The 22,820-nt window shown below is 44.2% G+C and carries 16 protein-coding genes; 6 read left to right on the top strand and 10 right to left on the bottom strand.

All coding sequences use genetic code 11. The features are described from left to right. Positions 1-7 precede the first annotated feature (7 nt). The 9 genes from QYT14_RS10135 to QYT14_RS10095 all read right to left on the bottom strand — a co-directional run bounded on the left by QYT14_RS10135 (position 8) and on the right by QYT14_RS10095 (position 11,555). Positions 8-1,669 (bottom strand): putative transporter, encoded by a 1,662-nt coding sequence (locus QYT14_RS10135; protein ID WP_237040506.1) that lies wholly within the window; start codon positions 1,667-1,669, stop codon positions 8-10. A 29-nt stretch (positions 1,670-1,698) separates the two neighbouring features. Further along, complete coding sequence (nudC, locus tag QYT14_RS10130; RefSeq protein WP_237040507.1) at positions 1,699-2,499, bottom strand: NAD(+) diphosphatase; 801 nt, start codon at positions 2,497-2,499, stop codon at positions 1,699-1,701. Positions 2,500-2,514: 15 nt separating this feature from the next. Further along, a complete protein-coding gene (locus QYT14_RS10125) occupies positions 2,515-4,638 on the bottom strand; it encodes a Tex family protein (protein WP_237040508.1) in 2,124 nt (707 codons plus the stop codon). A gap of 161 nt (positions 4,639-4,799) precedes the next feature. After that, complete coding sequence (xylE, locus tag QYT14_RS10120; protein WP_288325368.1) at positions 4,800-6,290, bottom strand: D-xylose transporter XylE; 1,491 nt, start codon at positions 6,288-6,290, stop codon at positions 4,800-4,802. Between the two features lie 30 nt (positions 6,291-6,320). After that, entirely contained in the window at positions 6,321-7,637 is a 1,317-nt protein-coding gene (gene xylA / locus QYT14_RS10115) for a xylose isomerase (protein ID WP_288325367.1), read from the bottom strand. Positions 7,638-7,668: 31 nt separating this feature from the next. Beyond that, positions 7,669-9,156, bottom strand: coding sequence for an FGGY family carbohydrate kinase (locus QYT14_RS10110; protein ID WP_288325366.1), 1,488 nt, complete (start codon positions 9,154-9,156; stop codon positions 7,669-7,671). Positions 9,157-9,179: 23 nt separating this feature from the next. After that, entirely contained in the window at positions 9,180-9,911 is a 732-nt protein-coding gene (locus QYT14_RS10105) for an NUDIX domain-containing protein (protein WP_288325365.1), read from the bottom strand. A gap of 376 nt (positions 9,912-10,287) precedes the next feature. Beyond that, positions 10,288-10,575: a chaperone modulator CbpM gene (locus QYT14_RS10100; RefSeq protein ID WP_237040509.1), complete on the bottom strand. Its 288-nt coding sequence runs from the start codon at positions 10,573-10,575 to the stop codon at positions 10,288-10,290. Between the two features lie 14 nt (positions 10,576-10,589). Next, positions 10,590-11,555 carry a DnaJ C-terminal domain-containing protein gene (locus tag QYT14_RS10095; RefSeq protein WP_288325364.1) on the bottom strand — a complete coding sequence of 322 codons (966 nt, stop codon included), beginning with the start codon at positions 11,553-11,555 and terminating at the stop codon, positions 10,590-10,592. 118 nt (positions 11,556-11,673) lie between these two features. Between QYT14_RS10095 and QYT14_RS10090 the strand changes: the two genes are divergently transcribed. The 4 genes from QYT14_RS10090 (at position 11,674) to QYT14_RS10075 (ending at position 18,233) form a co-directional block, all read left to right on the top strand. Beyond that, positions 11,674-13,599, top strand: coding sequence for an ATP-binding protein (locus tag QYT14_RS10090; protein WP_288325363.1), 1,926 nt, complete (start codon positions 11,674-11,676; stop codon positions 13,597-13,599). Between the two features lie 10 nt (positions 13,600-13,609). Continuing rightward, a complete protein-coding gene (locus QYT14_RS10085; protein ID WP_288325362.1) occupies positions 13,610-15,349 on the top strand; it encodes a bifunctional metallophosphatase/5'-nucleotidase in 1,740 nt (579 codons plus the stop codon). Between the two features lie 130 nt (positions 15,350-15,479). Further along, entirely contained in the window at positions 15,480-15,746 is a 267-nt protein-coding gene (locus tag QYT14_RS10080) for a hypothetical protein (RefSeq protein ID WP_237040514.1), read from the top strand. A gap of 147 nt (positions 15,747-15,893) precedes the next feature. After that, a complete protein-coding gene (locus QYT14_RS10075; protein ID WP_288325360.1) occupies positions 15,894-18,233 on the top strand; it encodes a TonB-dependent receptor in 2,340 nt (779 codons plus the stop codon). A gap of 295 nt (positions 18,234-18,528) precedes the next feature. Here the strand turns inward: QYT14_RS10075 and QYT14_RS10070 are convergent, their stop codons facing one another. After that, positions 18,529-21,660 carry an ATP-binding protein gene (locus tag QYT14_RS10070; RefSeq protein WP_288325359.1) on the bottom strand — a complete coding sequence of 1,044 codons (3,132 nt, stop codon included), beginning with the start codon at positions 21,658-21,660 and terminating at the stop codon, positions 18,529-18,531. Positions 21,661-21,918: 258 nt separating this feature from the next. On the opposite strand from QYT14_RS10070, the gene trxA reads away from it, so the two are divergent. Then, positions 21,919-22,389 (top strand): thioredoxin, encoded by a 471-nt coding sequence (trxA, locus tag QYT14_RS10065; RefSeq protein WP_288325358.1) that lies wholly within the window; start codon positions 21,919-21,921, stop codon positions 22,387-22,389. Between the two features lie 209 nt (positions 22,390-22,598). Beyond that, entirely contained in the window at positions 22,599-22,811 is a 213-nt protein-coding gene (locus tag QYT14_RS10060) for a hypothetical protein (protein WP_288325357.1), read from the top strand. The last annotated feature ends 9 nt before the right edge of the window (positions 22,812-22,820 follow it).

Raw genomic sequence — 22,820 nt, 5'->3', positions numbered from 1 at the left:
TTATATTTTATAAAAAGAACATGAGTATTAGTTGTGCAATAATGACACGGCTGAACATGGACAGCGGATATACGGTGGCATAGCTCACTGCGGGGTTGTCACCGGGTAAAGTGTCGTTGGCATAATTAAGCGCCATGGGATTGGCCATGCTTCCGCACAGCATTCCGCAAGTGCTGCCAAAGTCCAGATGGCTCATTCGCAAAGCAATAAGCGCCATGATTACGACCGGAAGAAAAGTGATGGCAAATCCCAAGCCAATCCAGATTGCTCCTTCGGGGCGCATTACAGTTTCAAAGAAGTGGGCTCCGGCATCCAGACCCAGACATGCCAGATAGAGTGATAATCCTATTCCTCTCAACATCAGGTTGGCGCTTCGGGTCGTATATGTAATCAGATGGAAACGTGGTCCGAAACAACCGATAAGGATACCTACTACGATAGGGCCTCCGGCAAGTCCGAGTTTGACAGGAGTGCTGACTCCGGGAATAGCGATGGGAATTGAACCGAGAATCAATCCGAGTACTATGCCGATAAAGATGGCGGCAAGATTGGGGTCTTTCAATGTACGAGTCGTATTTCCCAATACTTTTTCTACGTTTTCTATGGCTTTCGCTTCGCCTACCACTGTGAGCCGGTCACCTAATTGGAGGATTAATCCCGGTGTTGCAAGCAGTTGCACCCCACTGCGCATCACACGGCTGATATTGATTCCATAGCTGTTGCGCAGACGTAGCGAACCAAGTTTTTTTCCATTGATTTCAGGACGGCTGACAACAATGTGCTTGGAAATCAACTGGCTGTCGATAGCATTCCAGTCAATGTCTTTTTTATTCCAGTCCTGAGCTTCCTGTTCGCCGAAAAGAATGGTAAGGGTAGGGGCGTCCTTTTCGGTAGCGATGACCAGCAAGCGGTCGTCTTCTTTCAATACCTTTTCGGAAGTGGGAATACTCACAGTTCCGTCTCTCCACAAGCGGGAGATGACAAATTTGGGATAACTCAATTCGGCTACTTCTTTGATGCTTTTATTAAAAATAGCGGGGTTGTGTATTTTAAAGGTGGCGATGAAAGTCTGGTTGGTATCTTCGTGATCGTTTGTCTCGATATCCGAGGGGCGTACAAAAAGCTTGCGAACCACCAGCATGGCAAGGATGACACCGACCACTCCCAGCGGATAAGTCACTGCACAACTCAAAGCTGCTCCATTGGCTGGTTCGCCGAGTTGTTTTAAAGTCTGTTGGGCGGCTCCCAACGCGGGAGTGTTGGTCGTAGCTCCACAGAGGATACCTACCATGTCGCTCATCGGGATAGTAGTGAGTTTACTTAATGCCACAGTCATCACTGTACCAATCAGCACCACTCCCATTCCAAGCATATTAAGTTGGACCCCTCCCTTTCGGAAAGAACTGAAAAAACCCGGACCTACTTGCAATCCTAATTCATAAACAAAGAGCACCAAGCCGAAACTTTCGGCATAATTCAGCATGTTGGAGTCGATGGAGAATCCCAAATGTCCTGCCAGAATGCCGGCAAAAAAAACAAAGGTAACTCCCAGGGAGATTCCGAATACATGAATCTTACCCAAGCCGAGACCTACGGCAATAATTATCGACAGGATGACTACCGCCTGTAAGGGAGTATGCTCGAAAAATAGACTATTTAACCATTCCATAATGCAAAGATAGCAAATACTAATTGTAATTATCCTAAATCCGTTTGACTATTTTCACCCAACCAGTCATCTATCAATTTTCTTGCCAGACTGAGTTTTCCCGGTATTTCAGGCAGGTTGTCTTTAGAATAGAAAGCTCCGGCATTTAATTCTTCCGTCTGTAGTTTAATTTCACCGCTTTCATAATCAGCAGTAAATCCTATCATGATACCGCTGGGATAAGGCCACGGCTGGCTGCCGAAATATTTCAGGTTCTTGATGTGCAGTCCGGTTTCTTCCGCTACTTCGCGGTGTACACACTCTTCCAGTGTCTCTCCGGGTTCCAGAAAACCGGCGACAAGCCCATTGAATGTACCGCGAAAGTTACGGGCATGCACCAACAGGATACTGTCTTCTTTTCGTATGCGCACGATGATTGCCGGAGAAATACGCGGATAAAACTCTTGTCGGCATTGCGGACATTTTTTTGCAATGGGAGAGATTTGATGGGTCGGAACGCCGCATGACGGACAGTAACGGCTGTTTTGATCCCAGTTTAGTATTTGGAAAGCCTTGCCTCCCATTTGGTATTCTTGCAATGGCAGAAAATCAAAAGAAGCCCGGAGCCCCACCATTTGTCTTGTCGGGCTTTCGGAGCCCGGAATGGGAGTGTACAGAGAGTAAGTCTTACAGGAAAGTCCGTCCATTTCTCCTATCGTGTGGATAGTGCTGCCGATAGGGATTGTCACGGGAGGTTCTGCACAGCGAGGCACATGATATCCGTTTTCTGTCTGTACGATTAGAATCTGGTCTTTATAAAAAACAAACCAATTGCAAATTTCTTGTTCCATTGTCTTATTTTATTGTCAGTCTAAAATCATCGTTAATTGTATTCTCTTTCTTTCCTTGTCGACAGTCATCACTTTGACTTGAACATGCTGATGTATCCTGACTACGGTGCTCGGGTCACTCACAAATTCCCTGCAGAGCTGGGATACATGTACTAAGCCGTTTTCCTTGATGCCTATGTCGACAAAGCAACCGAAGTTGGTGATATTGTTTATGATGCCCGGCAGTATCATGCCTTCTTTCAAATCATCGATGGTGCGCACGTTCTTGTCAAATTCAAACACTTGGATTTGTTGGCGGGGGTCACGCCCCGGCTTGTCGAGCTCCTGCATGATATCCGTCAGCGTGGGAAGCCCGACTGTGTCGGAAACATACTTCTTAATATCAATTTTGGTACGCAACTCTTTATTCTTTATTAAGTCGTCCACCGTACAATTAAGGTCTTTCGCAATATGCTCCACCACCGGATAACTTTCGGGATGGACAGCCGAATTGTCCAACGGATTCTTTGACTGTGGGATGCGAAGGAAACCGGCGCATTGCTCGAATGCCTTAGCTCCCATGCGGGGAACTTTCATCAACTCCTTTCGGGAATGAAAAGGGCCGTTTGCCGTACGGTAATCTACGATATTCTGGGCAAGTGTGGGGCCAAGACCTGAAACGTAGGTCAGTAAATGCCGACTGGCGGTATTTAGATTGACACCGACCAGATTCACACAACTTTCTACCGTTTGGTCCAGTGACTTCTTTAAAAGAGTTTGGTCTACATCATGCTGATACTGGCCTACTCCGATAGATTTGGCTTCAATCTTGACCAATTCGGCCAATGGATCCATTAAACGGCGTCCGATGGATACGGCGCCACGTACAGTCACGTCATAATCGGGGAACTCGTCACGGGCTGTTTTGGATGCTGAATAGATAGACGCACCGTCTTCACTCACTACAAAGACCTGCAATTCCCGGTCGTAACTTTGTGACGTGATAAACTGTTCGGTTTCCCGACTTGCAGTTCCATTGCCGATAGCGATAGCTTCTATAGCATATTGTTCTACCAATTTGATGATTTTCCGTCCGGCGAGCTGATACTCGCTTCTGGGGGGATGCGGATAAATCGTTTCGTTGTGGAGCAGGGTGCCTTGTGCATCCAGACACACCACCTTACAGCCGGTACGATATCCGGGGTCTATCCCCATTACTCGTTTTTGTCCCAAGGGAGGGGCGAGTAACAATTGCCGCAGGTTTTCGGCAAAGACGCGGATGGCTTCTGCATCGGCTTTCTCTTTGCTGAGGGTGGCGAACTCTGTTTCTATGGATGGTTTTAACAGACGTTTGTAGGCATCACGAACAGCTTCAGCAACCTGATGTCCACATTCGTTATTGCTACGTACATACATTCGTTCGAGGCGGTCGCTACATTCCTCGTCGTCAGGACTGATAGTCACTTTCAGCAGGCCTTCCGATTCTCCCCGGCGGATGGCGAGCAACCGATGCGAAGTGCATCGTTTCAGAGGTTCGCTGAAGTCGAAGTAATCACGGTATTTGAGGGCTTCCTCTTCCTTGCCTTTTACCACTTTGGAGGAAATGACCGCCTGACGCGAAAATTGATTGCGCAGTTGGTTGCGGGCGCGCTCATCCTCATTTATTTGTTCGGCTATGATGTCACGGGCGCCTTTCAGTGCATCTTCTTCGTCTTTTACTTCCCCTTTCACGAAAGAGCCGATACGGGTTTCCAGATGATTTTCACGTTGCAGCATTAAGAGGGTGGCAAGCGGTTCCAGGCCTTTTTGTCTGGCTGCTTCGGCGCGGGTCTTCCGTTTGGGCTTATAGGGGAGATATATGTCCTCCAGTTCGGTAGAATCCCAGCAGGATTCTATGCGGGTGCGCAACTCACCGGTCAGTTTACCTTGTTCATTAATAGTAGATAAAATGGTCTCTTTGCGTTTGGACAATTCGCAAAGTTTATCGTTGCGGTCTTTTATCTCGCCAATTTGCACTTCGTCCAGCCCTCCTGTTGCTTCTTTGCGGTATCGGCTGATAAATGGGATGGTGGCGCCTCCGGCCAACAATGACAATGTGTTATTTACTTGGTGCACGGCAACGCCCAGTGCCGTGGCTATCATTTTGCTGAATAATTCCATGTTTATCGTTTTCTATCGGAGTGCAAAGGTAATATTTACTAATCAGAAATCCCTACTTCCGCAAAACAAAATGAAGGTGTGTTCGCAAAGACGGTTATTTTGCTTTGCACACACCTTCATTCGGGGCTGTCAGTAGAACGAAGCGTTCGGGGCTGTAATGGCTATTTCTTTTTGTTCTGTCTGTTTTTCCATAGCTTGGTCATGTCTTCCAATGTCTTACCTTTAGTTTCGGGAACAAGTTTCCAAACGAAGAGAGCGGCTATTATACAGATAATGCCGTATAATCCGTAAGCAAACATATGACCGAACTTATCACCCATATCTCCTAAACTCATATTGTACATCGGCACGAAAGTAGACGAAACGATAAAATTGAATATCCATTGAAATGCCACGGCAATGGCTACAGCCGTACTGCGTATTGTGTTTGGGAAGATTTCTGCAATTAGTACCCAACATATAGGCCCCCAACTGAACATGAATGAGGCACTGTAAACCATAATGCAGACAACGGGTAGTACTGGTGGAAGCCCTGTTACAACATTGCAGAGAGCCACTCCCAAAGCACCAGCCGCCATGCCTATGGAACCGGAAATCAATAACGGTTTACGTCCCCATTTCTCAACGGAAAAGACAGCCAGTAGTGTAAACATGATATTGATGATACCCATAATGACTGTCTGAACCATCGGATTGCCCATGTTCATGGTTTCGAAAATGCGCGGAGCAAAATACAAAACGGCATTGATGCCAACAGCTTGTTGGAATACACTTAACATGATCCCGATAAAGATAACCATCCATCCATAAGTAAATAGTTTCTCAGTCTTCTCTTCGGAAGTAGCCTTTATTTGGGCAAGTATGGACTTGGCGCTGGATAAACCGTTGATGCGGCTGAGCACATGAAGGGCTTTGCCGTCTTTGCCGTTCATTGCCAGGTAACGTGGAGACTCAGGAATAAACAAGACGAGTAGTGCGAAGATACCTGCGGGAACTGCTTCGCTGACAAACATCAGTCGCCATCCGGTTTCGATAGTCCAGCTTGCTGCTTCCGGGTTCAGAATGTGATTTATTCCTTCTACGGCTTTGATAACCGGATTGGCGTGTTCACCTAGAATCAGGAAGTTTACAAAGTACACGACTAATTGCCCGAAAATGATGGCAAATTGATTCCATGACACTAATGTGCCCCGGATATTGCTTGGTGCAATTTCGGCAATATACATCGGACAAATGGCTGACGCCAGACCGACACCGATACCGCCCAAAACTCGGTAGAAATTGAATACGACCAGCAGTGAATAGGAAGGAGCGCCATATTCGAACAGGAGGAACTCGGGAGCATAGGAGCCTAATGCTGATAAAGAAAATAGTACACCGGCAATGAATAGGGATTTTTTACGGCCTAACCGAGAAGCCAACAGTCCCGAAACGGCACTTCCGATAATGCACCCGATTAATGCACTGGAAGAAGTAATGCCATGAATGGTATCGGTATATTCAAAATCGGAGGCACCCATAAAGAATGCCTGCAATCCTTTCTCAGCACCGGAGATGACAGCAGTGTCATAACCGAAGAGTAAGCCGCCGATGACGGCTACAAGTACGATGGAAAAGAGGTAGAGCTTGCTACCTTTTTCTGTATAATTCATAATAATAGTAGATTAAAGGAAGGTTATGAATCAGCAATACATATTGACAATTGCTTCATACAGTTCTTGTTTGCCACTAATCTGTTTAGGCTCGCCATTCGCCTTTGCATAGGCGACAACGTCTTCCAAAGTCAACTTGCCCTCTTCAAATTCTTTACCTTTTCCCTGATCGAAAGAGGCATAGCGGTCGGCCAGCATTTGTCTGTACGGAGATTCTTCCAGTAGAGTGGCTGCACTCTCAAGGGCACGCGCCATGACATCCATGCCTGCAATATGAGCGATGAAGATATCCTCCAGGTCAGTGGAGTTGCGGCGGGTTTTTGCATCGAAATTTGTACCGCCGTTGCCGAATCCACCGTTACGGATAATTTGCATCATGGCCTGAGTCAGTTCGAAATTGTCAATAGGGAACTGGTCGGTGTCCCAGCCGTTTTGAGCATCGCCACGGTTGGCATCGATAGAGCCTAACATACCGTTGTCCACAGCCACAGCCAGTTCGTGTTCAAATGTATGGCCTGCCAAAGTTGCATGGTTGACTTCGATGTTGACTTTGAAGTCCTTGTCCAGATTATGTGCTTTCAAGAATCCTATAACTGTTTCGGTATCTGCATCATATTGATGCTTGGTCGGTTCCATCGGTTTTGGCTCGATAAGGAATGTACCTTTAAAACCGTGGGCACGGCCATAGTCGCGGGCGATGGTCAACATTTGAGCAAGATGCTCCTTTTCTCGTTTCTGGTCGGTATTCAATAAAGACATATAACCTTCGCGTCCGCCCCAAAATACATAGTTGGCCCCACCCAGTTCGATAGTGGCATCAATGGCGTTCTTTATTTGGACGGCAGCGCGTGCCACTACATCAAAGTCAGGATTGGTAGCAGCTCCATTCATATAGCGTGCATGACCGAATACGTTTGCTGTACCCCATAACAGCTTGATACCGGTTTCTTCCTGTTTTTGTTTGGCGTATGCTACGATAGCTTTTAGGTTGGCTTCGTATTCTTCTATGGTATCGGCTTCAGCACAGAGGTCTACATCATGAAAGCAGTAATATTCGATACCGATTTTTTGCATGAATTCGAAGCCGGCATCCATCTTATTCTTGGCAGCTTGTAGTTTGTCGTTTTCTCCGTTCCATGGGAACTGTTTGGTTCCACCGCCAAATTGGTCACCCCCTTCAGCACAAAGCGTGTGCCACCATGCCATGGAAAATTTCAGCCAGTCTTTCATTTTTTTGCCCATGACTACTTTTTCTGCATCATAATAGCGGAACGCCATGGGATTCTTACTATCTTTACCTTCAAATTTAATCTTCTCTATTCCGGGAAAATACTCTTTTGTTGCCATATTAATTAAATCTATTTTAAGGGTTAATATTTTATTTCATTGCCATTTCCAGACAGTGCTTCCAACGTGCATAAGCGGCTGCGTAGACTGAGTGGTCGCTCTGTCGGGGTTCAATCACTTCCAACTTTTCGAGGGTGGAAAATGCCTCTTTGTTATCTTTATAAATACCTGCGCCGATGCCTGCGCCCTTGGCAGCCCCTACAGAACCGTCTGTGTCATACAGTTCGATGACGGCATTGGTCACTCCGGCCAATGTCTGGCGAAACAGCGGACTGAGGAACATATTGGCTTTTCCTGCATGGATTTTCTGTACAGGGATTCCCATCGCTTCCATAATGTCTATACCATATTTGAAAGAGAATACAATCCCTTCTTGGGCAGCACGGATAAGGTGTGCTTTGCTGTGCTGGTTGAAGTTAAGGCCATGAATGGAACACTCTATTTCCTGGTTCTCCAACATACGTTCCGCACCGTTGCCAAAGGGCAAAATACTGATTCCTGCACTGCCGATAGGAGCCTGTGCCGCCAATGTATTCATATCGTTGTAAGAGATACCTTCGGGGGCAATCATGCGTTTTACCCATGAATTGAGAATGCCTGTGCCATTGATACACAGCAGAACTCCCAAACGAGGGTGTTCGGCAGTGTGGTTAACATGGGCAAAGGTATTGACACGTGACAGAGAATCATAGTTTATTTCTCCATTGACGCCATATACCACCCCCGAAGTTCCTGCGGTGGAAGCTATTTCTCCGGGATTGAATACGTTTAGTGACAATGCGTTGTTGGGCTGGTCGCCTGCCCGATAAGTTATCGGTGTTCCTTCTTTGAGACCCAGTTCTTTGGCTGCGGATGCACAGACGCGACCTTGCTCTGAAAAGGTAGGTCTTATATCGGCTATCAAAGAGGAGTCAAAGCCGTAATAGTTTATCAAGAACTCGGCCAATTGGTTTTCTTTAAAGTCCCAGAACATACCTTCGGACAATCCTGAAACTGTGGTGCAGATTGTGCCGCTGAGCTTCATGGCGATATAATCCCCCGGCAACATTACCTTGTGAATCTTCGCATATACATCAGGTTCATTCTCTTTTATCCATGCCAGTTTGGATGCCGTAAAGTTGCCCGGAGAATTCAGCAGATGAGAAAGGCAGATGTCCTCTCCCAGTTCACGGAGTGCCTTTTGTCCGTAAGGAACAGCTCTGGAGTCGCACCATATAATGGCAGGACGCAATACTTGCTGATTCTTGTCCACACATACCAATCCGTGCATTTGATAAGAAATGCCAATGGCCTTAATGTCTTCGGAACTGATGCCGGACTCAGCCAAAACAGCTTGTGTGGCAAATTTTAAGTTTGTCCACCAATCGTCGGGATTTTGTTCGGCCCATCCCGGTTTGATGGCAATGATTTTTGCTTCTGTCTTTGGGAAAAAGGCAGATGATACACATTTGCCGTTGTCGGCATTTACCAGACTGGCTTTAACAGACGAACTGCCGATGTCATAACCTAATAAATACATATTCCTGTTGTTTTCGTTGTTTGTTATCTTCTCGCTTTATTATATATCTTCTTGTCAAAGTGATAGTAGCGTGCTGCGCGATGTGCCACTCCCTGTTGCTTTTCATCCAGAGGAACCACATATTCCATCATGGCTATTTTTTTGTGGAAATTGCGTACATCAATCTGTTTTCCGTAAATCAGTTCATATAAGATGCGTAATTGGGAAGCAGTGAATTTGCGTGGCAATAAATTGAATAAAGAAGAGGGATTTATTTCAATGTATTGGCGGATGTATATCATCGCTTCCTTGATAATCAGATTGTGGTCAAAAGCGAGCGCCTTAATATCTTTCAGCGCTACCCAACACGCCTGATAGTCACTTAGATTGCGGCTTAGTGTGCGGTCTATTTTTACCATGGAAAGATAGGCAATGGTGACAATACGCTCTACTTTGGACTGTATAGCTCGTTCCAGCCAATGAACGTCTTTGGGGTCTTGAGTCCGGTTCTTGGATCCGAATGCTTTGAATTGAACCAGATTGACATTCTTAAGTCCGGTCAGTTCGTTCAATACTCTTTGGGCCGCTTCATCCAAGTCTTCATCCATATAGATGAGGCTTCCGGGGAGTTTCATATCGTGGAATATCTCGCCCTGTTCCTCGCCGACACGTTTGATGAGTAGCACTTTTAATTGCTCCCCATCAAATCCGATTACGACACAATCAACAGAAATATGATTGTTGGCCAGCGGTGTTTTACATTCTTTGTTTTGCATGGTTAACTTGTTTGGACAATGCAAATATATAGATGTTTTTTTGATATTCAATAATTGGGGATAATAAATTTAATTGTGTTATAAAGCATTATTTTTCAATGAAATACATATCATACTTTTTATGATATAAGGTGTTGGCGTTATTGTAGGTGATACAATATGTATTCGGACACTGTGTCGGGTTGGGTAATTGTATAAAAGAAGATAAGTGTGAAGCGGTTCATATAGAATGACTTGGGGGATGGCGGGGAAAAGGGACAGACAGAGGGTTATTGTATTTTTGGTTTCATGTAGAAGAAATAAAGAAGAAGGCAAATGCTCAAAATAACGGTTTGATGCATTTGTCTCCTTCCGCGTTTATATGTCATGGTTCCTGCTAGCGGTAGAATTGCAGTTCGCTTTTTAGTGAACGAACTTGATGTTGTAAGGATTCTATCCGTTCCAGCATGTGATGGATGGCATCTATGCCTGCTATGTTGATGGACAGGTCATAGTATAAATGTGTATAACGCTCTAGTTCCGCTAGCTGTGACACCGGGATATAGCGTTCCTCGTCAATCACTTGGACGTTGATTAACCCGTCTTCTTCCAGTTCCACAATAAACGACGGGTCTACGTGGCAACGGTCACAATAATCATTGATAATTATTAAATCGGTCTGCATAATCCTTCTCTTTTTTAGTTGTTACTATTTTTTAGTTGGCGGAACAACTCTTTCTGATGTTCAGTCAGGTTGGTGGGGATGGTGATGTTATAAGTCACAATCAGGTCGCCAAACTTTCCTTCTTCTTTATAGACAGGGAATCCTTTTCCTTTCAAACGGACTTTGGTGCCGTTTTGGATTTCGGGTTTCACTTTCAGCTTAACTTTTCCGTTCAGGGTGTCTACGGTTTCTTCACCGCCCAGCACGGCAGTATAAAGATTGAGTGGGGCAGTGACATAGAGGTCATTGCCTAAACGTTTGAACACAGGGTCGTCTGGTATGACGAAGGTGATATAGAGGTCGCCGTCAGGCCCTCCGTTTACTCCCGGTGCGCCATGCCCACGCAATTTGATGGTTTGTCCGTTGGCAATGCCGGCAGGAACTGTGATGCGGATATTCTTACCGTTCACGTTGAGTACCTGCTTATGTGTCACGGCAGCCTCGCGCAGTGACAGTTGTAACTCGGCGTTATAATCTTGTCCTCGGAATCCGGCACCTCGTCCGCTGCCGGCTCCCGCTCCCCGATGTCCGAACAACTCTTCGAAGAAATCAGAGAAGCCGCCGGCATTACCGCCGAATCCTCCGCCTCCTCCGAAACCTTCTTCGCCATTGGAAGAATACCAGTACGAGCCGTTTCCGTCAGAACCGAATCCTCCGGCCCTGCCTCCAAAGCCTCCGGTTCCGTATTGTTGCTTTTGTTTCTCAAATTCATCGGCATGTTTCCAGTGTTCGCCGTATTCGTCGTATTTCTTTCGCTTTTCCGGATCACCCAAAACCTCGTTAGCTTCATTTATCTCCTGAAATTTATCTTTGGCCGAAGGGTCGTTAGGATTTAGGTCAGGATGATATTTGCGGGCTAACTTTCGGAAAGCCTTTTTGATATCATCTTGGGTGGCGTTTTTGTCCACTCCCAATACTTTGTAATAATCGATGTAAGCCATATTGTTTTTAGTTAAATTTCGTCTGTTATGAGGGAAACAAAATACATGCCAATTAGTTGTGCTATAATTTATTTTATTATCTTTGCACCTGTATTTTTTAGATTTATTCTGAAAGAGAATGAAAAAAGTGATAATAATATACCGATTTCTACTGTTAGTCATGCTGCTTACGGTTGGATTTTTACGTCCGTTAAAGGCTGAAGTGACCACAGACGGTATGATTCTGATTATCACTTCTTATAATCCCGAAACACGTAGTATCTCTGACAACTTGTCTGCTTTTATGGACGAGTATAAACTGCGGGGAGGCAAGCGTCTCATTACGATAGAAAGCATGAACTGCAAGAACTTGTCCGAGGCTCACCAGTGGAAAGAACGCATGGCTTCTATTCTTGAAAAATATGAACGCACTTCGGCACCTTCACTGATTATATTGTTGGGACAGGAAGCGTGGGCGGCTTTCATCTCTCAGGATTCAGAGATAGCCAAGAAAACCCCTGCCATTTGCGGAATGGTGAGTGCAAATACCGTTGTCTTGCCCGAAGACAGTGTGGATTTGATAAAATGGTCTCCTGATAGTAAGGATATCTTTAAAGATTTTCCCGATTATAATATTGTTTCCGGTTATGTCTATCAGTATAATGTGGACAAGAATATTGAGCTGATGCGTCGTTTTTATCCGAATCTGAAGAAAGTCGCGTTTATCTCGGATAACACGTATGGTGGTCTTTCCATGCAGGCTTTTGTAAAGAAGGAGATGAAAAAATATCCCGAATTGGAACTGATGTTGCTTGACGGTCGGACCAGTAGTTTTCTGGAGGTCAGCGAGAGAATACGCCATTTATCGGGCGATGTCTGCGTACTGGTGGGTACGTGGCGCATAGACTGTACGGAAAACTATGTGATGGGCAACACGACGTATATGTTGCGTGACGCCAATCCTACATTGCCGGTCTTTACCATTGCATCTGTCGGTTTGGGACATTGGGCTTTAGGAGGTTATACTCCGGTTTATCATAAGGTGGGAAAAGAAATTGCCGATGCTGCATATAGCCTTTTAGACGGCAAGGCCGACAAGGAAATTGGTGTTGTGCCTGTCCCCGGCCATTATGTGTTTGATGTAAAGCGGATGCATCAATTTGGACTGGATTCCATCCATCTGCCCAAAGGTGCCGAGCTGGTGAATAGGACTCCCGGATTTTATGAGCAATACAAATCTTGGGTAATCGGAGTCGTAGCGGCATTTATGTTCCTGATAGCCTGCTTCCTGATAGCCGTATATTACATTGTCCGCATCAATCATTTGAAGGATAATTTGGAGAAATCCGGTGAAGAACTGTTGGTTGCCAAGGAGAAAGCGGAAGAGGCAAACAGATTGAAAACGGCTTTCCTGGCTAATATGAGTCATGAGATACGCACACCGCTGAATGCCATTGTCGGCTTTTCCAGTGTGTTGGTCGGTGATGACGCCACGAGTGAAGAAAAGGCACAGTATTGTGATATCATTCAAAAGAATTCTGATTTATTGCTTCACCTCATTAACGATATTCTTGATATTTCCCGCATGGAGTCGGGGCGTATTAAGTTTGTGGAAGAGGAGTGTGATGTGGTGGAACTGTGCCAAACGGCATTGACTACGGCAGAGTATGCCCGCCGTACTCAGGCAATGTTTCAGTTTGAAACTCCGGTGGCTTCGTTGATATTGAAGACAGATGCACAACGCCTGAAGCAGGTGCTGATTAATCTTCTTTCCAATGCCGCCAAATTTACGCCTTCCGGTTCTATCCGTTTGGCAATCAAGATAAATAAGGAGAATAACTGTTTGGAGTTCTCGGTGACAGATACCGGATGTGGTATCCCTGTCAATAAGAGCGAAAGGGTTTTTGAGCGGTTTGAGAAATTGAATGAATATTCCCAGGGTACAGGTTTGGGGCTCTCTATCTGCAAGCTGATTGTGGAGAATCTGGGCGGTAAAATCTGGGTGGATAAGAACTATAGAGAAGGGGCACGATTTGTGTTCACTCATCCGTTGAATAAAAAATAATAGGTGTAGTATGAAATATTTAATATGTTTGGCGGCTTTGCTATGGGCCGGAATAAAGCTGACGGCAGCTGATAATGTGAAAGAGGTAGAGATAAAGATAATAGAAACGAGTGACGTACACGGTAATTTCTTTCCTTATAACTTTATAGAGAGAAAAGAGTGGAACGGAAGTTTGGCGCGTGTTTATTCTTATGTCAAGGAGCAGCGCAAGTTATATGGAGACAATTGTATTTTGGTTGATAACGGTGATATCCTTCAGGGACAGCCTACCGCGTATTACTACAATTTCATCGACACGGTTTCTACTCATGTGGTAGCCGAGATGCAGAACTTCATGGGGTATGCGGTGGGCAATATGGGAAATCATGATGTAGAAACCGGACATGCTGTGTATGACCGCTGGATAAAGCAATGCAAGTTCCCCGTATTGGGAGCCAACATTGTGGATAATGCCACAGGCAAGCCTTATCTGAAACCTTACGAAATAATCAATCGCGATGGCGTGAAGATTGCCATTCTGGGCATGATTACTCCTGCCATTCCTTCTTGGTTGCCCGAGAAGCTGTGGAGCGGACTTCGTTTTGAAGATATGCAGGCATGTGTCGTCCGTTGGGTGGATATCATCAGGAAGAAAGAAAAACCTGACGTGCTGATTGGTTTGTTCCACGCCGGAAAATCAGGTAATGTACTGGGCAGTGTGGTGGAAGACCCTTCTATGGACATTGCCAAGAAGGTGCCGGGCTTTGATATGGTATTGATTGGACATGATCATACACGCGCTTGTGTGAAAGTTGCCAATGTCAAAGGAGACAGTGTGCTGGTGATTGATCCGGCAAGTAATGCGAATGTGGTATCCGATGTGACGCTGAAGGTCAAGTTGAAGAACGGAAAAGTAGTGTCTAAATCGGTGAATGGAAAGCTGGAGGATATGAACAAATATCCGGTAAGTAAAGAGTTTATGGCACATTTTGCTCCACAATATAAAGCGGTCAATGATTTTGTATCGCAGAAAATAGGAAAGATTTCGAGAACGATTTCCACCAAAGACGCTTACTTCGGCTCTTCGCCGTTTATAGATTTGATTCATAAATTGCAGTTGGATATATCGGGAGCGGATATTTCTTTATGTGCTCCATTGTCTTTCAAGGCCGAAATTCCTGAAGGCGAAATACTGGTGAGCGATATGTTCAATCTGTATAAGTATGAGAATATGCTTTATGTGATGGAGCTGAGCGGTAAAGAGATTAAAGGTTTTCTGGAAATGTCATACGCCATGTGGACCAACCGGATGAAAGACGCCAATGACCATTTGTTGTTATTCAAGCAACCGATAGAAGAGGGCAAGCGTGCTAACTTTGAGTATTACAGTTTCAACTTTGATTCTGCTGCCGGCATTAATTATACGGTAGATGTAACAAAGTCTCAGGGCGAGAAAATAAATATCCTGAGTATGGCGGACGGCACTCCGTTCGATATGAATAAAATGTATAAAGTGGCGTTGAACTCTTATCGTGGCAATGGCGGTGGCGATTTGCTCACTGTAGGAGCCGGAATAGCAAAAGAGGACTTGTCCAAGCGTATTGTCTCTGCAACGGATAAAGATTTGCGTTACTATCTGATGCAATACATCGAACAACAAAAGAGCTTGTATCCGCATGCTATGCACCAATGGAAATTCATTCCCGAAGAATGGACTGTGCCGGCTGCGAAAAGAGATTATAAGTTGCTTTTTGGAGAGGACAAAGAGTGATTTATATAGTGTATATATAAGATATTGAGAACAAGATTTTTTTGTCTGGGAAGATTTGAGTAAGAGAAGGTACATATTAGCTCCGTTATTTCTGCTGGCACTGTTTCTGACGTACCAGGTAAGCATCACTATGTTTACTCACGTACATATCATTAACGGTGTGATGATTGTACACTCTCATCCTTCATCGGGCGACCATCATACACATACTGCGGGGCAGGTGATAACCATCGCCCACATTGGCTCCTATCAAACGATTGAACCGGAGGTAGGGGCAAGCTATGTGACTGTGGAATGTCCGGTGCTGTATGTTCTGAGACTGAATGCGAATACTTTCCGCCCTATTGCGCCTCACACGCATTGCGTTCACCTGCGCGCTCCTCCTGCTTACTGTTGAAATATTAAAACTTGGTACGAAAAAGACAATTGTCTTTTTAAAAAAGGTCGAAGTCTTTTTTTAAAACTTCTTGAAGTTTTCTGAAACGCGATATAGAGACCTTATAGAATCCTTTTATTTATAATTTAACAGTAAGACAACTTAATAATGAGACAATATATTTTATTGCTCGTGCTCATGGTGATGGGTGCGGGCATGACTGTGTACGCCGAAGATGTAAATCCTGTGAAAGTTGGTAATGTAATTTCCGGTCACGTAATAGAGAAGGGAACGGAAGCAAGCTTGCCTTATGCCACTATCTTGATTGTAGAGACGGGGCAGGGAACTGTGTCGGATGAGAATGGGGAGTTTGTTTTTAAGAAGATTCCGGCAGGAAAATATACATTGCGTGTGCAATTGTTGGGCTACGAGACTCAGGAAAAGAAAATAACTGTGAGCAATGACTTTACGGTGGACGTACACTTCCTGATGAATGATGACAGTATTTTGACCGACGAAGTGGTGGTCTCAGCTAATCGGAATGAGGTGAGCCGCCGTGTGGCGCCTGTGGTGGTGAATGTGATGAATTCAAAGCTATTCGAAACTGTAAACTCTACGGACTTGGCTAAGTCTTTGAATTATCAGTCGGGACTTCGGGTAGAAAATAACTGTCAGAACTGTGGCTTCCCCCAAGTGCGTATCAACGGACTGGAAGGGCCTTATTCCCAGATTCTGATTAACAGCCGTCCGGTGGTGAGTGCATTGTCGGGCGTGTATGGGCTGGAGCAGATTCCGGTGAATATGATTGACCGTGTAGAGGTGGTGCGCGGGGGAGGTTCTGCCTTGTTTGGTGCGAATGCGGTGGGCGGAACCATCAATATCATAACAAAAGATCCGGTAAGCAACTCATTTCAGGTATCGTCCACCCTGTCGAACATGAATGGTAAAGTGTGGGAACAATATATGGGTGCCAATGCTTCGTTAGTCTCTAAAGATAACACCTACGGCATTGCCCTCTATCAGTCATATCGCAACCGTAATCCTTATGATGCAGACGGAGATGGGTTCTCCGAATTGGGTAAACTGAATATGAATACCTTCGGTTTGCGCACCTATTACCGTCCCACTCAGTTCAGCAGAATCAGTTTGGAATATCACACGACGAATGAATTCCGCCGGGGTGGAAACAAATTTGATTTGGAACCTTTTGAAACGGATATCACAGAACAGACCAAACATGTGATTAACAGCGGAGGGCTGAGTTACGACATCTTCTGGAAGGAGTACAAGCATAAACTGTCCTTCTACTCGTCTGTTCAGCACACTGATCGTAACAGTTATTATGGTGCCCAGCAAAATCCCGATGCATACGGCAAGACAAAAGATTTGACTTGGGTTGCCGGAGGTATGTATGTCGGCAATTTTGAAAAAGTGCTCTTCTCACCGGCTACCTTTACTGCCGGTCTGGAATATCAGAACAACTCTTTGCACGACATCATGTTGGGTTATCATCGGGATATGAAACAGGATGTGCGCATTGCCAGCGGGTTTGTACAGAACGAATGGAAAATGAACTATTTCACATTGTTGGCAGGTTTCAGAGTAGACAGTCATAATCTGATTGATAATCCTATCTTCAGTCCGCGTGTGAATCTTTTATATAAACCGACTGAGAAGCTTCAGGCCCGATTAACTTGGTCTACCGGTTTTCGTGCTCCGCAGGCGTACGATGAAGATTTGCATGTGACTGCTGTGGGAGGCGAAGGTGTGTTGATAAAGTTGGCGGATGGGTTAAAGCCCGAACATTCCAATAGCTTCAGCGGTTCTGTGGATTGGACTGCCAATATAGGACATTGGCAGACTAACCTTTTGCTGGAAGCTTTCTATACAGGACTCGATGATGTGTTTGTGTTGGAAAAGATAGGGCAGGATGAACAGGGAAACACTGTTAAAGAGCGTCGTAATGGTAATGGAGCTCGCGTATATGGTGTCAATATTGACGGAAAACTTGCTCACGGACGGGATTTGGCTTTACAGGTGGGCTTTACGGTTCAGCGCAGCCGTTATACCAAATACGAAAGCTGGAGCGAGGACGAGCATGTGGAGCCGACCAAGTTTATGCCCCGTACTCCCGACTATTATGGTTATTTCACTTTGACCAGTGCTCCTTTTAAGAACTTTGATATGTCGGTGTCGGGCGTATATACAGGACGTATGCACGTTCCCCATCTGGCACCTGACTTTAGTGTGATACCCGAGAATTATGAATACAGTTATATTCAGCAGGACGAATTGGTACATACTCCCGATTTTTTTGATTTGAATCTGAAATTGAACTATACCTTTGTGCTGAACGACCACATCAAGTTACAGTTGAACGGCGGCGTTCAGAATATCTTCAATGCTTTCCAAAAAGATTTGGATAAGGGAGGTTTCCGTGATTCCGGTTATTTCTATGGCCCCACACAGCCACGGACTTATTTCATAGGAGTAAAGATTACGAATTAATCTATCGGTCTGTTCCGGTCGGCACATGGCCGAAAATGTCGTGGGTCATGAGGGTGTGTCGAAACGCTCATAAACTAAAAGTCGAGGGTGTGTCGAAACTAAACCGGCCTATCCCATCGTCAGCTGTAGGGGCAGGGTTTGCCTGCCCGAAGACACAAAGTAAACTGTTTTCGGGCGAGCGAACCTCGCCCCTACGAACGAAACGACAGCATTATCCACGTTTTGACACAACCCCGATTTCGATAAAAGGGAAGTTTTGACACATCTTCATGACTCGCGTTTTTTCTTGGAGGTATCATAAGAATATGATTCTCTTTTGCAGGATGGATGCTATTTGTTGTTTCAGCAGCGGTGCATTAATGGGCTTGGACATATATCCGTCAAATCCGTTTTCCATTGCTCTTTGTTCGTCAGATGCATAAGCAAAAGCGGTTATGGCAATGATAGGCACATCAGCAGATAGCTTTCTTATTTCTTTGGTAGCTTCATAACCGTCCATTCTCGGCATATTTATGTCCATTAAGATGATTTGAGGTTGGTGTTCCTTAAATTTTTCTACTGCTTCCTGACCATCCCAGGCATGAATAAGGGAATAATCTTTCCGCAGGATAGACTGGAACAAGCGGTAGTTGCTTTCGTTGTCTTCGGCTATCAAAATGGTCAGCTTGTCTTTTTGAACAGTAATCGGCTGAAATTCTTCTGTTTTCTTTTCGCTCAATTGAGCCGGTTGATAGGGGATGGTAAACCAGAATGTAGAACCCTTTCCTTCCTCTGATTCCACCCCTATCGTTCCATTCATGTGCTCTATGATTGTCTGACAGATAGAGAGCCCCAGTCCTGTGCCTTGTGCAAAAGAGTTCAGTTTGACAAACCGTCCGAATATCGAATTTTTTTTATTGGCAGGGATGCCGCATCCAGTGTCTGTGACATGGAAGTATAGCATCTTATCGCGTATCTCGTATCCGAACGTGATGCTTCCCTTTTTGGTAAACTTTATGGCATTTGTGAGGAAGTTATTGATAACCTGCATAAGCCGGTTCTTTTCTGTACGAATGAAGCAGGAGGAGAGAGGAGTTTCTGTAATGAGTTGTACTTCACTTCCTTCCATACGGCATTGGGTGATGTTTTCTATTTCCTTTATGATTTCGTTCAGGTCTACATTCGAATAACTGAACTCCAGAGTGCCGGCCTCAATTTTTGACAAGTCTAATATATCACTGATAAGTTGCAACAGCAGTGTATTATTACTTTCGATAATATTGATGTACTCCTGTTTTTCCACTTCCTCTTCTGTTGAGGCCAAAATATTTGAGAATCCGATGATGGCATTCAGAGGAGTACGAATTTCATGGCTCATATTGGCGAGGAAAGCAGATTTGAGGCGGTTGGATTCTTCCGCACGGTCTTTGGCCGACAACAGTTCTTTCTGCATCATCTTTCTATCTGTAATGACCAATGAGGAACCGACCAATGTGAGCGGTCTGTTTTGTTCGTCTCTGCTCTCGACGGCAGCCTGTGCTTCTACCCAGTCGATTTTTCTTCCGGCCTTTCCTTTGTTCAGTACGCGGTATTCTTCTTTCACCTTACTTATTTTTCCTTCTATTAAATCATGGAAGGCTTGTATGACTCTTGGGCGGTCTTCTTTAAGTATCTTAGAGAAATACTGTTCTTCCGACACACTTAACTGCTCTTCTTTGATGTCTCCCGGCATGGCTGCCATAAGAACCGGCCGGTTGATATCACATAGAATGGAGTGTTCCTTCAGATTCCATTTCCAAGGGATGATATTGGCTATTTCCAAGGCCATGGATAACTTATGGTTGGTAGAACTCAACATCTGTTGTGCGTTATGCAGCTCTGTACTGTCGAGACAGAAAATGTCCACCGTATCCTCTTCCATAGACGGACTGAGCACGATATCATAAAACGTATCCACATCTTTAAAGTAATAAGGGAATGTGATGGAACGTTTTTCCCTCAAGGCTGTTTCCATGAAACGAGTAAATTCCCCCATGGATTCAGGAAACAGTTCGGAGCCTTTTTTCCCGATTATGTTTTTCTTTTTCTGGAAAGAAGTCTCAAAGAAACGGTTGACATCACAAAAAATTGTTTCGACAATATTTCCATTTTCATTTCTAATCACTTTCTCTTTCATGTAGAGGATAGGCATATTGTCGATGAGGTTTGTGTATCTCACTTGATTTTCGAATTCTTGTTTTTGTACTCTTTTGAGCTCTTTCAATATTCGTATGCGCTTTTGCTGAATCATAGCTATGAGTAAGAAGGTTATGAATACACCAATAATCGCCCATCTGTATTTCTTGAAGAAGTTTTCCGGTTTGTCATAGAATATGGTATCGGGTGGACACAGTTTAGGATGAAGGCCTTTCTGGGTTAATGTCATGTAATTGAATGTCGGGTGCGCGTTTGTGGGCGAGAAGAAAGGAATGGCCCTGGCCGGCTTTCCGTTCAGTATTTGCTGTATTTTCTTAAAAAGCTCATTGATAAACAATTTCTCATTATACATATATCCTCCTACCATTCCGCCATCGTCCATTCCTGCATATCGGATAGAGAAGAGGGGAGCAGCAATGCTGGAAAGGCTTCGATAGGCATTAATCAACATCTTTTTCGATGTTAAAGTCTCTGTAAACCAGGTAGAGGTCAGAATGCCAGTTTCTTTATCGGCATTTCTTAAAGCATCATATAGTTCGGGCAAAGTATAATTATAAGAGGATATGAACTGGTACTGGAGAAAAGGAAATTTTTGATTCACTATATCCTGTAACTGCTTATTGTATTCAGGATTGGGATAAATGCCATCTCCCAAGAAGATGAGCCTTTTCATATTGGGAATCATGTGCAGCATCAACTTTACGCTTTCTTCCAGATAGGCGGGAGTATGCATAAAAGTAATATTGTAGTCATCCCTTAGGCTGTCTACATAGATTTTTTCTTTGGGAGTTGCCGTATCCTGTTTCCTGTAATACTCTTCCGCATAGACATAAGGGTCTGATCCGCATACCAAAATAGGTACATCTCCCCATATTTCTTTCACCTCTTCTCTGAAGACCATGCTCATACTTCCCAGCATAATCAATAATCTAGGAGGGACTTTTCCATATTTTTTCAGCAATAACTGAGGAAACTTGCTGGCCATGATTGAGTCATTGACCATCAGGAGGTTCAGGTGCTCAATATAGGCATCTATTTCTTTGATTTCAGCCATTTTATGCATAATAGGGGCTGTGAGACTGTTGCTCCATGGGGAAGACTCGTTGTAACTGTTCAATATAAGTACATAACCATATTGGTTACTGTCTTTATTGGTGGCTTTACCGGAATAAGTACAGGTAAAAAATAAACAAATACATACGGCCAGTATTTGTAAGAATTGCCTTGACGCGGCTATGTGTTTTTCATTCATTGCAGAAAATTAACTCTTTATATTATACGCTCTGTTAGACTTTTCCTACAAAAGTAAGACAATATCAGAGAGTTAGTTAGAAAACTATCATAATTAACAAATATTGGCTCTGTTGGCTAAGCTCTATTTTAGTTCCTGTTTATCAGTATTTTCTGTAAAAGGGAAGTTTTGCTAACTTATATGGCGAAATTGCCATTTTTGGAGCCATGGAAAGTGACTAATTTTGCAATATCAGAAAAATGATAAAAACAGATAAATATGAAATTAATAAAATCAACCATTACCGCCCTTAGTTTGTTATTCACAGTAACAGCCTGTGCAGGCAATAAGGAAAGTAAAAATCAAAACATGAAAGGAGAAAATATGGAAATTGTTCATTTAACCAAAGCAGAGTTTCTGAAGAAAGTATATAACTATGAAGCCAATCCTAATGATTGGAAGTATGAAGGCGACAAACCGGCTATCGTCGATTTCTATGCTACATGGTGCGGCCCTTGCAAGGCATTGGCTCCTGTATTGGAAGAGTTGGCGAAAGAATATGCTGGAAAGATTTATATTTATAAAGTAGATGTAGATAAGGAAGAAGAATTGGCCGGCGCATTCGGCATACGAAGCATACCGACTTTGTTATGGATTCCTCAGAGTGGAAAACCGACTGTAACACAGGGGGCGTTGCCGAAACCTGAACTGAAAAAGATGATTGACGACACTTTATTAAACTCTAAATAACGTGAGTCCGGGATAAGTGTTTTTTGGGGGAGGGAGTCTCCACAGTAACACACAAGATTTCAGTTTAATAAACCAAACGGAACGATAGATATTTCCTTCGGCGAGCTGATACATTCTTTGCAGCGCACCGTTGTATTCATTAATCATTGCCGTCGACTTGGTAAACAGTGTCACTGATTTGTTAGTTTCTGGCACTGATTTATTAATCGATGGCAGAAACTAACGAATATATCAAGAGCCGATTGGCTTTATGTATGGAGTCTAATTGCTTTTCAAAGGTAAGGATGATAGAGTATTATCTGGCAACCGGACTTCTTTCTATAAATTCTTATGCCGAACTCACGTTAAATAAATGTTCTCGTATGCAAGTGGAGAAGATAGGATATGAATCTTTTGTCCTGTCTTCTTCTTTATTAAAGTAAGTATGCGTA

Origin of the sequence: uncultured Phocaeicola sp., assembly GCF_948499155.1 — a bacterium.
Classification (GTDB): Bacteria; Bacteroidota; Bacteroidia; order Bacteroidales; family Bacteroidaceae; genus Phocaeicola; species Phocaeicola faecalis.
The sequence above is the reverse complement of the archived record's forward strand: the minus strand, read 5'-3'. Positions and strand labels throughout refer to the sequence as shown.

What these genes read in the sequence shown, in the direction of transcription:
- QYT14_RS10075 (WP_288325360.1), top strand. Translation starts at nt 15,894, where the DNA reads ATGAGACAATATATTTTATTGCTCGTGCTCATGGTGATGGGTGCGGGC.
- QYT14_RS10070 (WP_288325359.1), bottom strand. Translation starts at nt 21,660, where the DNA reads ATGAATGAAAAACACATAGCCGCGTCAAGGCAATTCTTACAAATACTG.
- nudC (WP_237040507.1), bottom strand. Translation starts at nt 2,499, where the DNA reads ATGGAACAAGAAATTTGCAATTGGTTTGTTTTTTATAAAGACCAGATT.
- QYT14_RS10060 (WP_288325357.1), top strand. Translation starts at nt 22,599, where the DNA reads ATGGCAGAAACTAACGAATATATCAAGAGCCGATTGGCTTTATGTATG.
- QYT14_RS10095 (WP_288325364.1), bottom strand. Translation starts at nt 11,555, where the DNA reads ATGGCTTACATCGATTATTACAAAGTATTGGGAGTGGACAAAAACGCC.
- QYT14_RS10135 (WP_237040506.1), bottom strand. Translation starts at nt 1,669, where the DNA reads ATGGAATGGTTAAATAGTCTATTTTTCGAGCATACTCCCTTACAGGCG.
- xylE (WP_288325368.1), bottom strand. Translation starts at nt 6,290, where the DNA reads ATGAATTATACAGAAAAAGGTAGCAAGCTCTACCTCTTTTCCATCGTA.
- QYT14_RS10090 (WP_288325363.1), top strand. Translation starts at nt 11,674, where the DNA reads ATGAAAAAAGTGATAATAATATACCGATTTCTACTGTTAGTCATGCTG.
- QYT14_RS10100 (WP_237040509.1), bottom strand. Translation starts at nt 10,575, where the DNA reads ATGCAGACCGATTTAATAATTATCAATGATTATTGTGACCGTTGCCAC.
- QYT14_RS10085 (WP_288325362.1), top strand. Translation starts at nt 13,610, where the DNA reads ATGAAATATTTAATATGTTTGGCGGCTTTGCTATGGGCCGGAATAAAG.
- xylA (WP_288325367.1), bottom strand. Translation starts at nt 7,637, where the DNA reads ATGGCAACAAAAGAGTATTTTCCCGGAATAGAGAAGATTAAATTTGAA.
- QYT14_RS10110 (WP_288325366.1), bottom strand. Translation starts at nt 9,156, where the DNA reads ATGTATTTATTAGGTTATGACATCGGCAGTTCGTCTGTTAAAGCCAGT.
- QYT14_RS10125 (WP_237040508.1), bottom strand. Translation starts at nt 4,638, where the DNA reads ATGGAATTATTCAGCAAAATGATAGCCACGGCACTGGGCGTTGCCGTG.
- trxA (WP_288325358.1), top strand. Translation starts at nt 21,919, where the DNA reads ATGAAATTAATAAAATCAACCATTACCGCCCTTAGTTTGTTATTCACA.
- QYT14_RS10080 (WP_237040514.1), top strand. Translation starts at nt 15,480, where the DNA reads ATGTTTACTCACGTACATATCATTAACGGTGTGATGATTGTACACTCT.
- QYT14_RS10105 (WP_288325365.1), bottom strand. Translation starts at nt 9,911, where the DNA reads ATGCAAAACAAAGAATGTAAAACACCGCTGGCCAACAATCATATTTCT.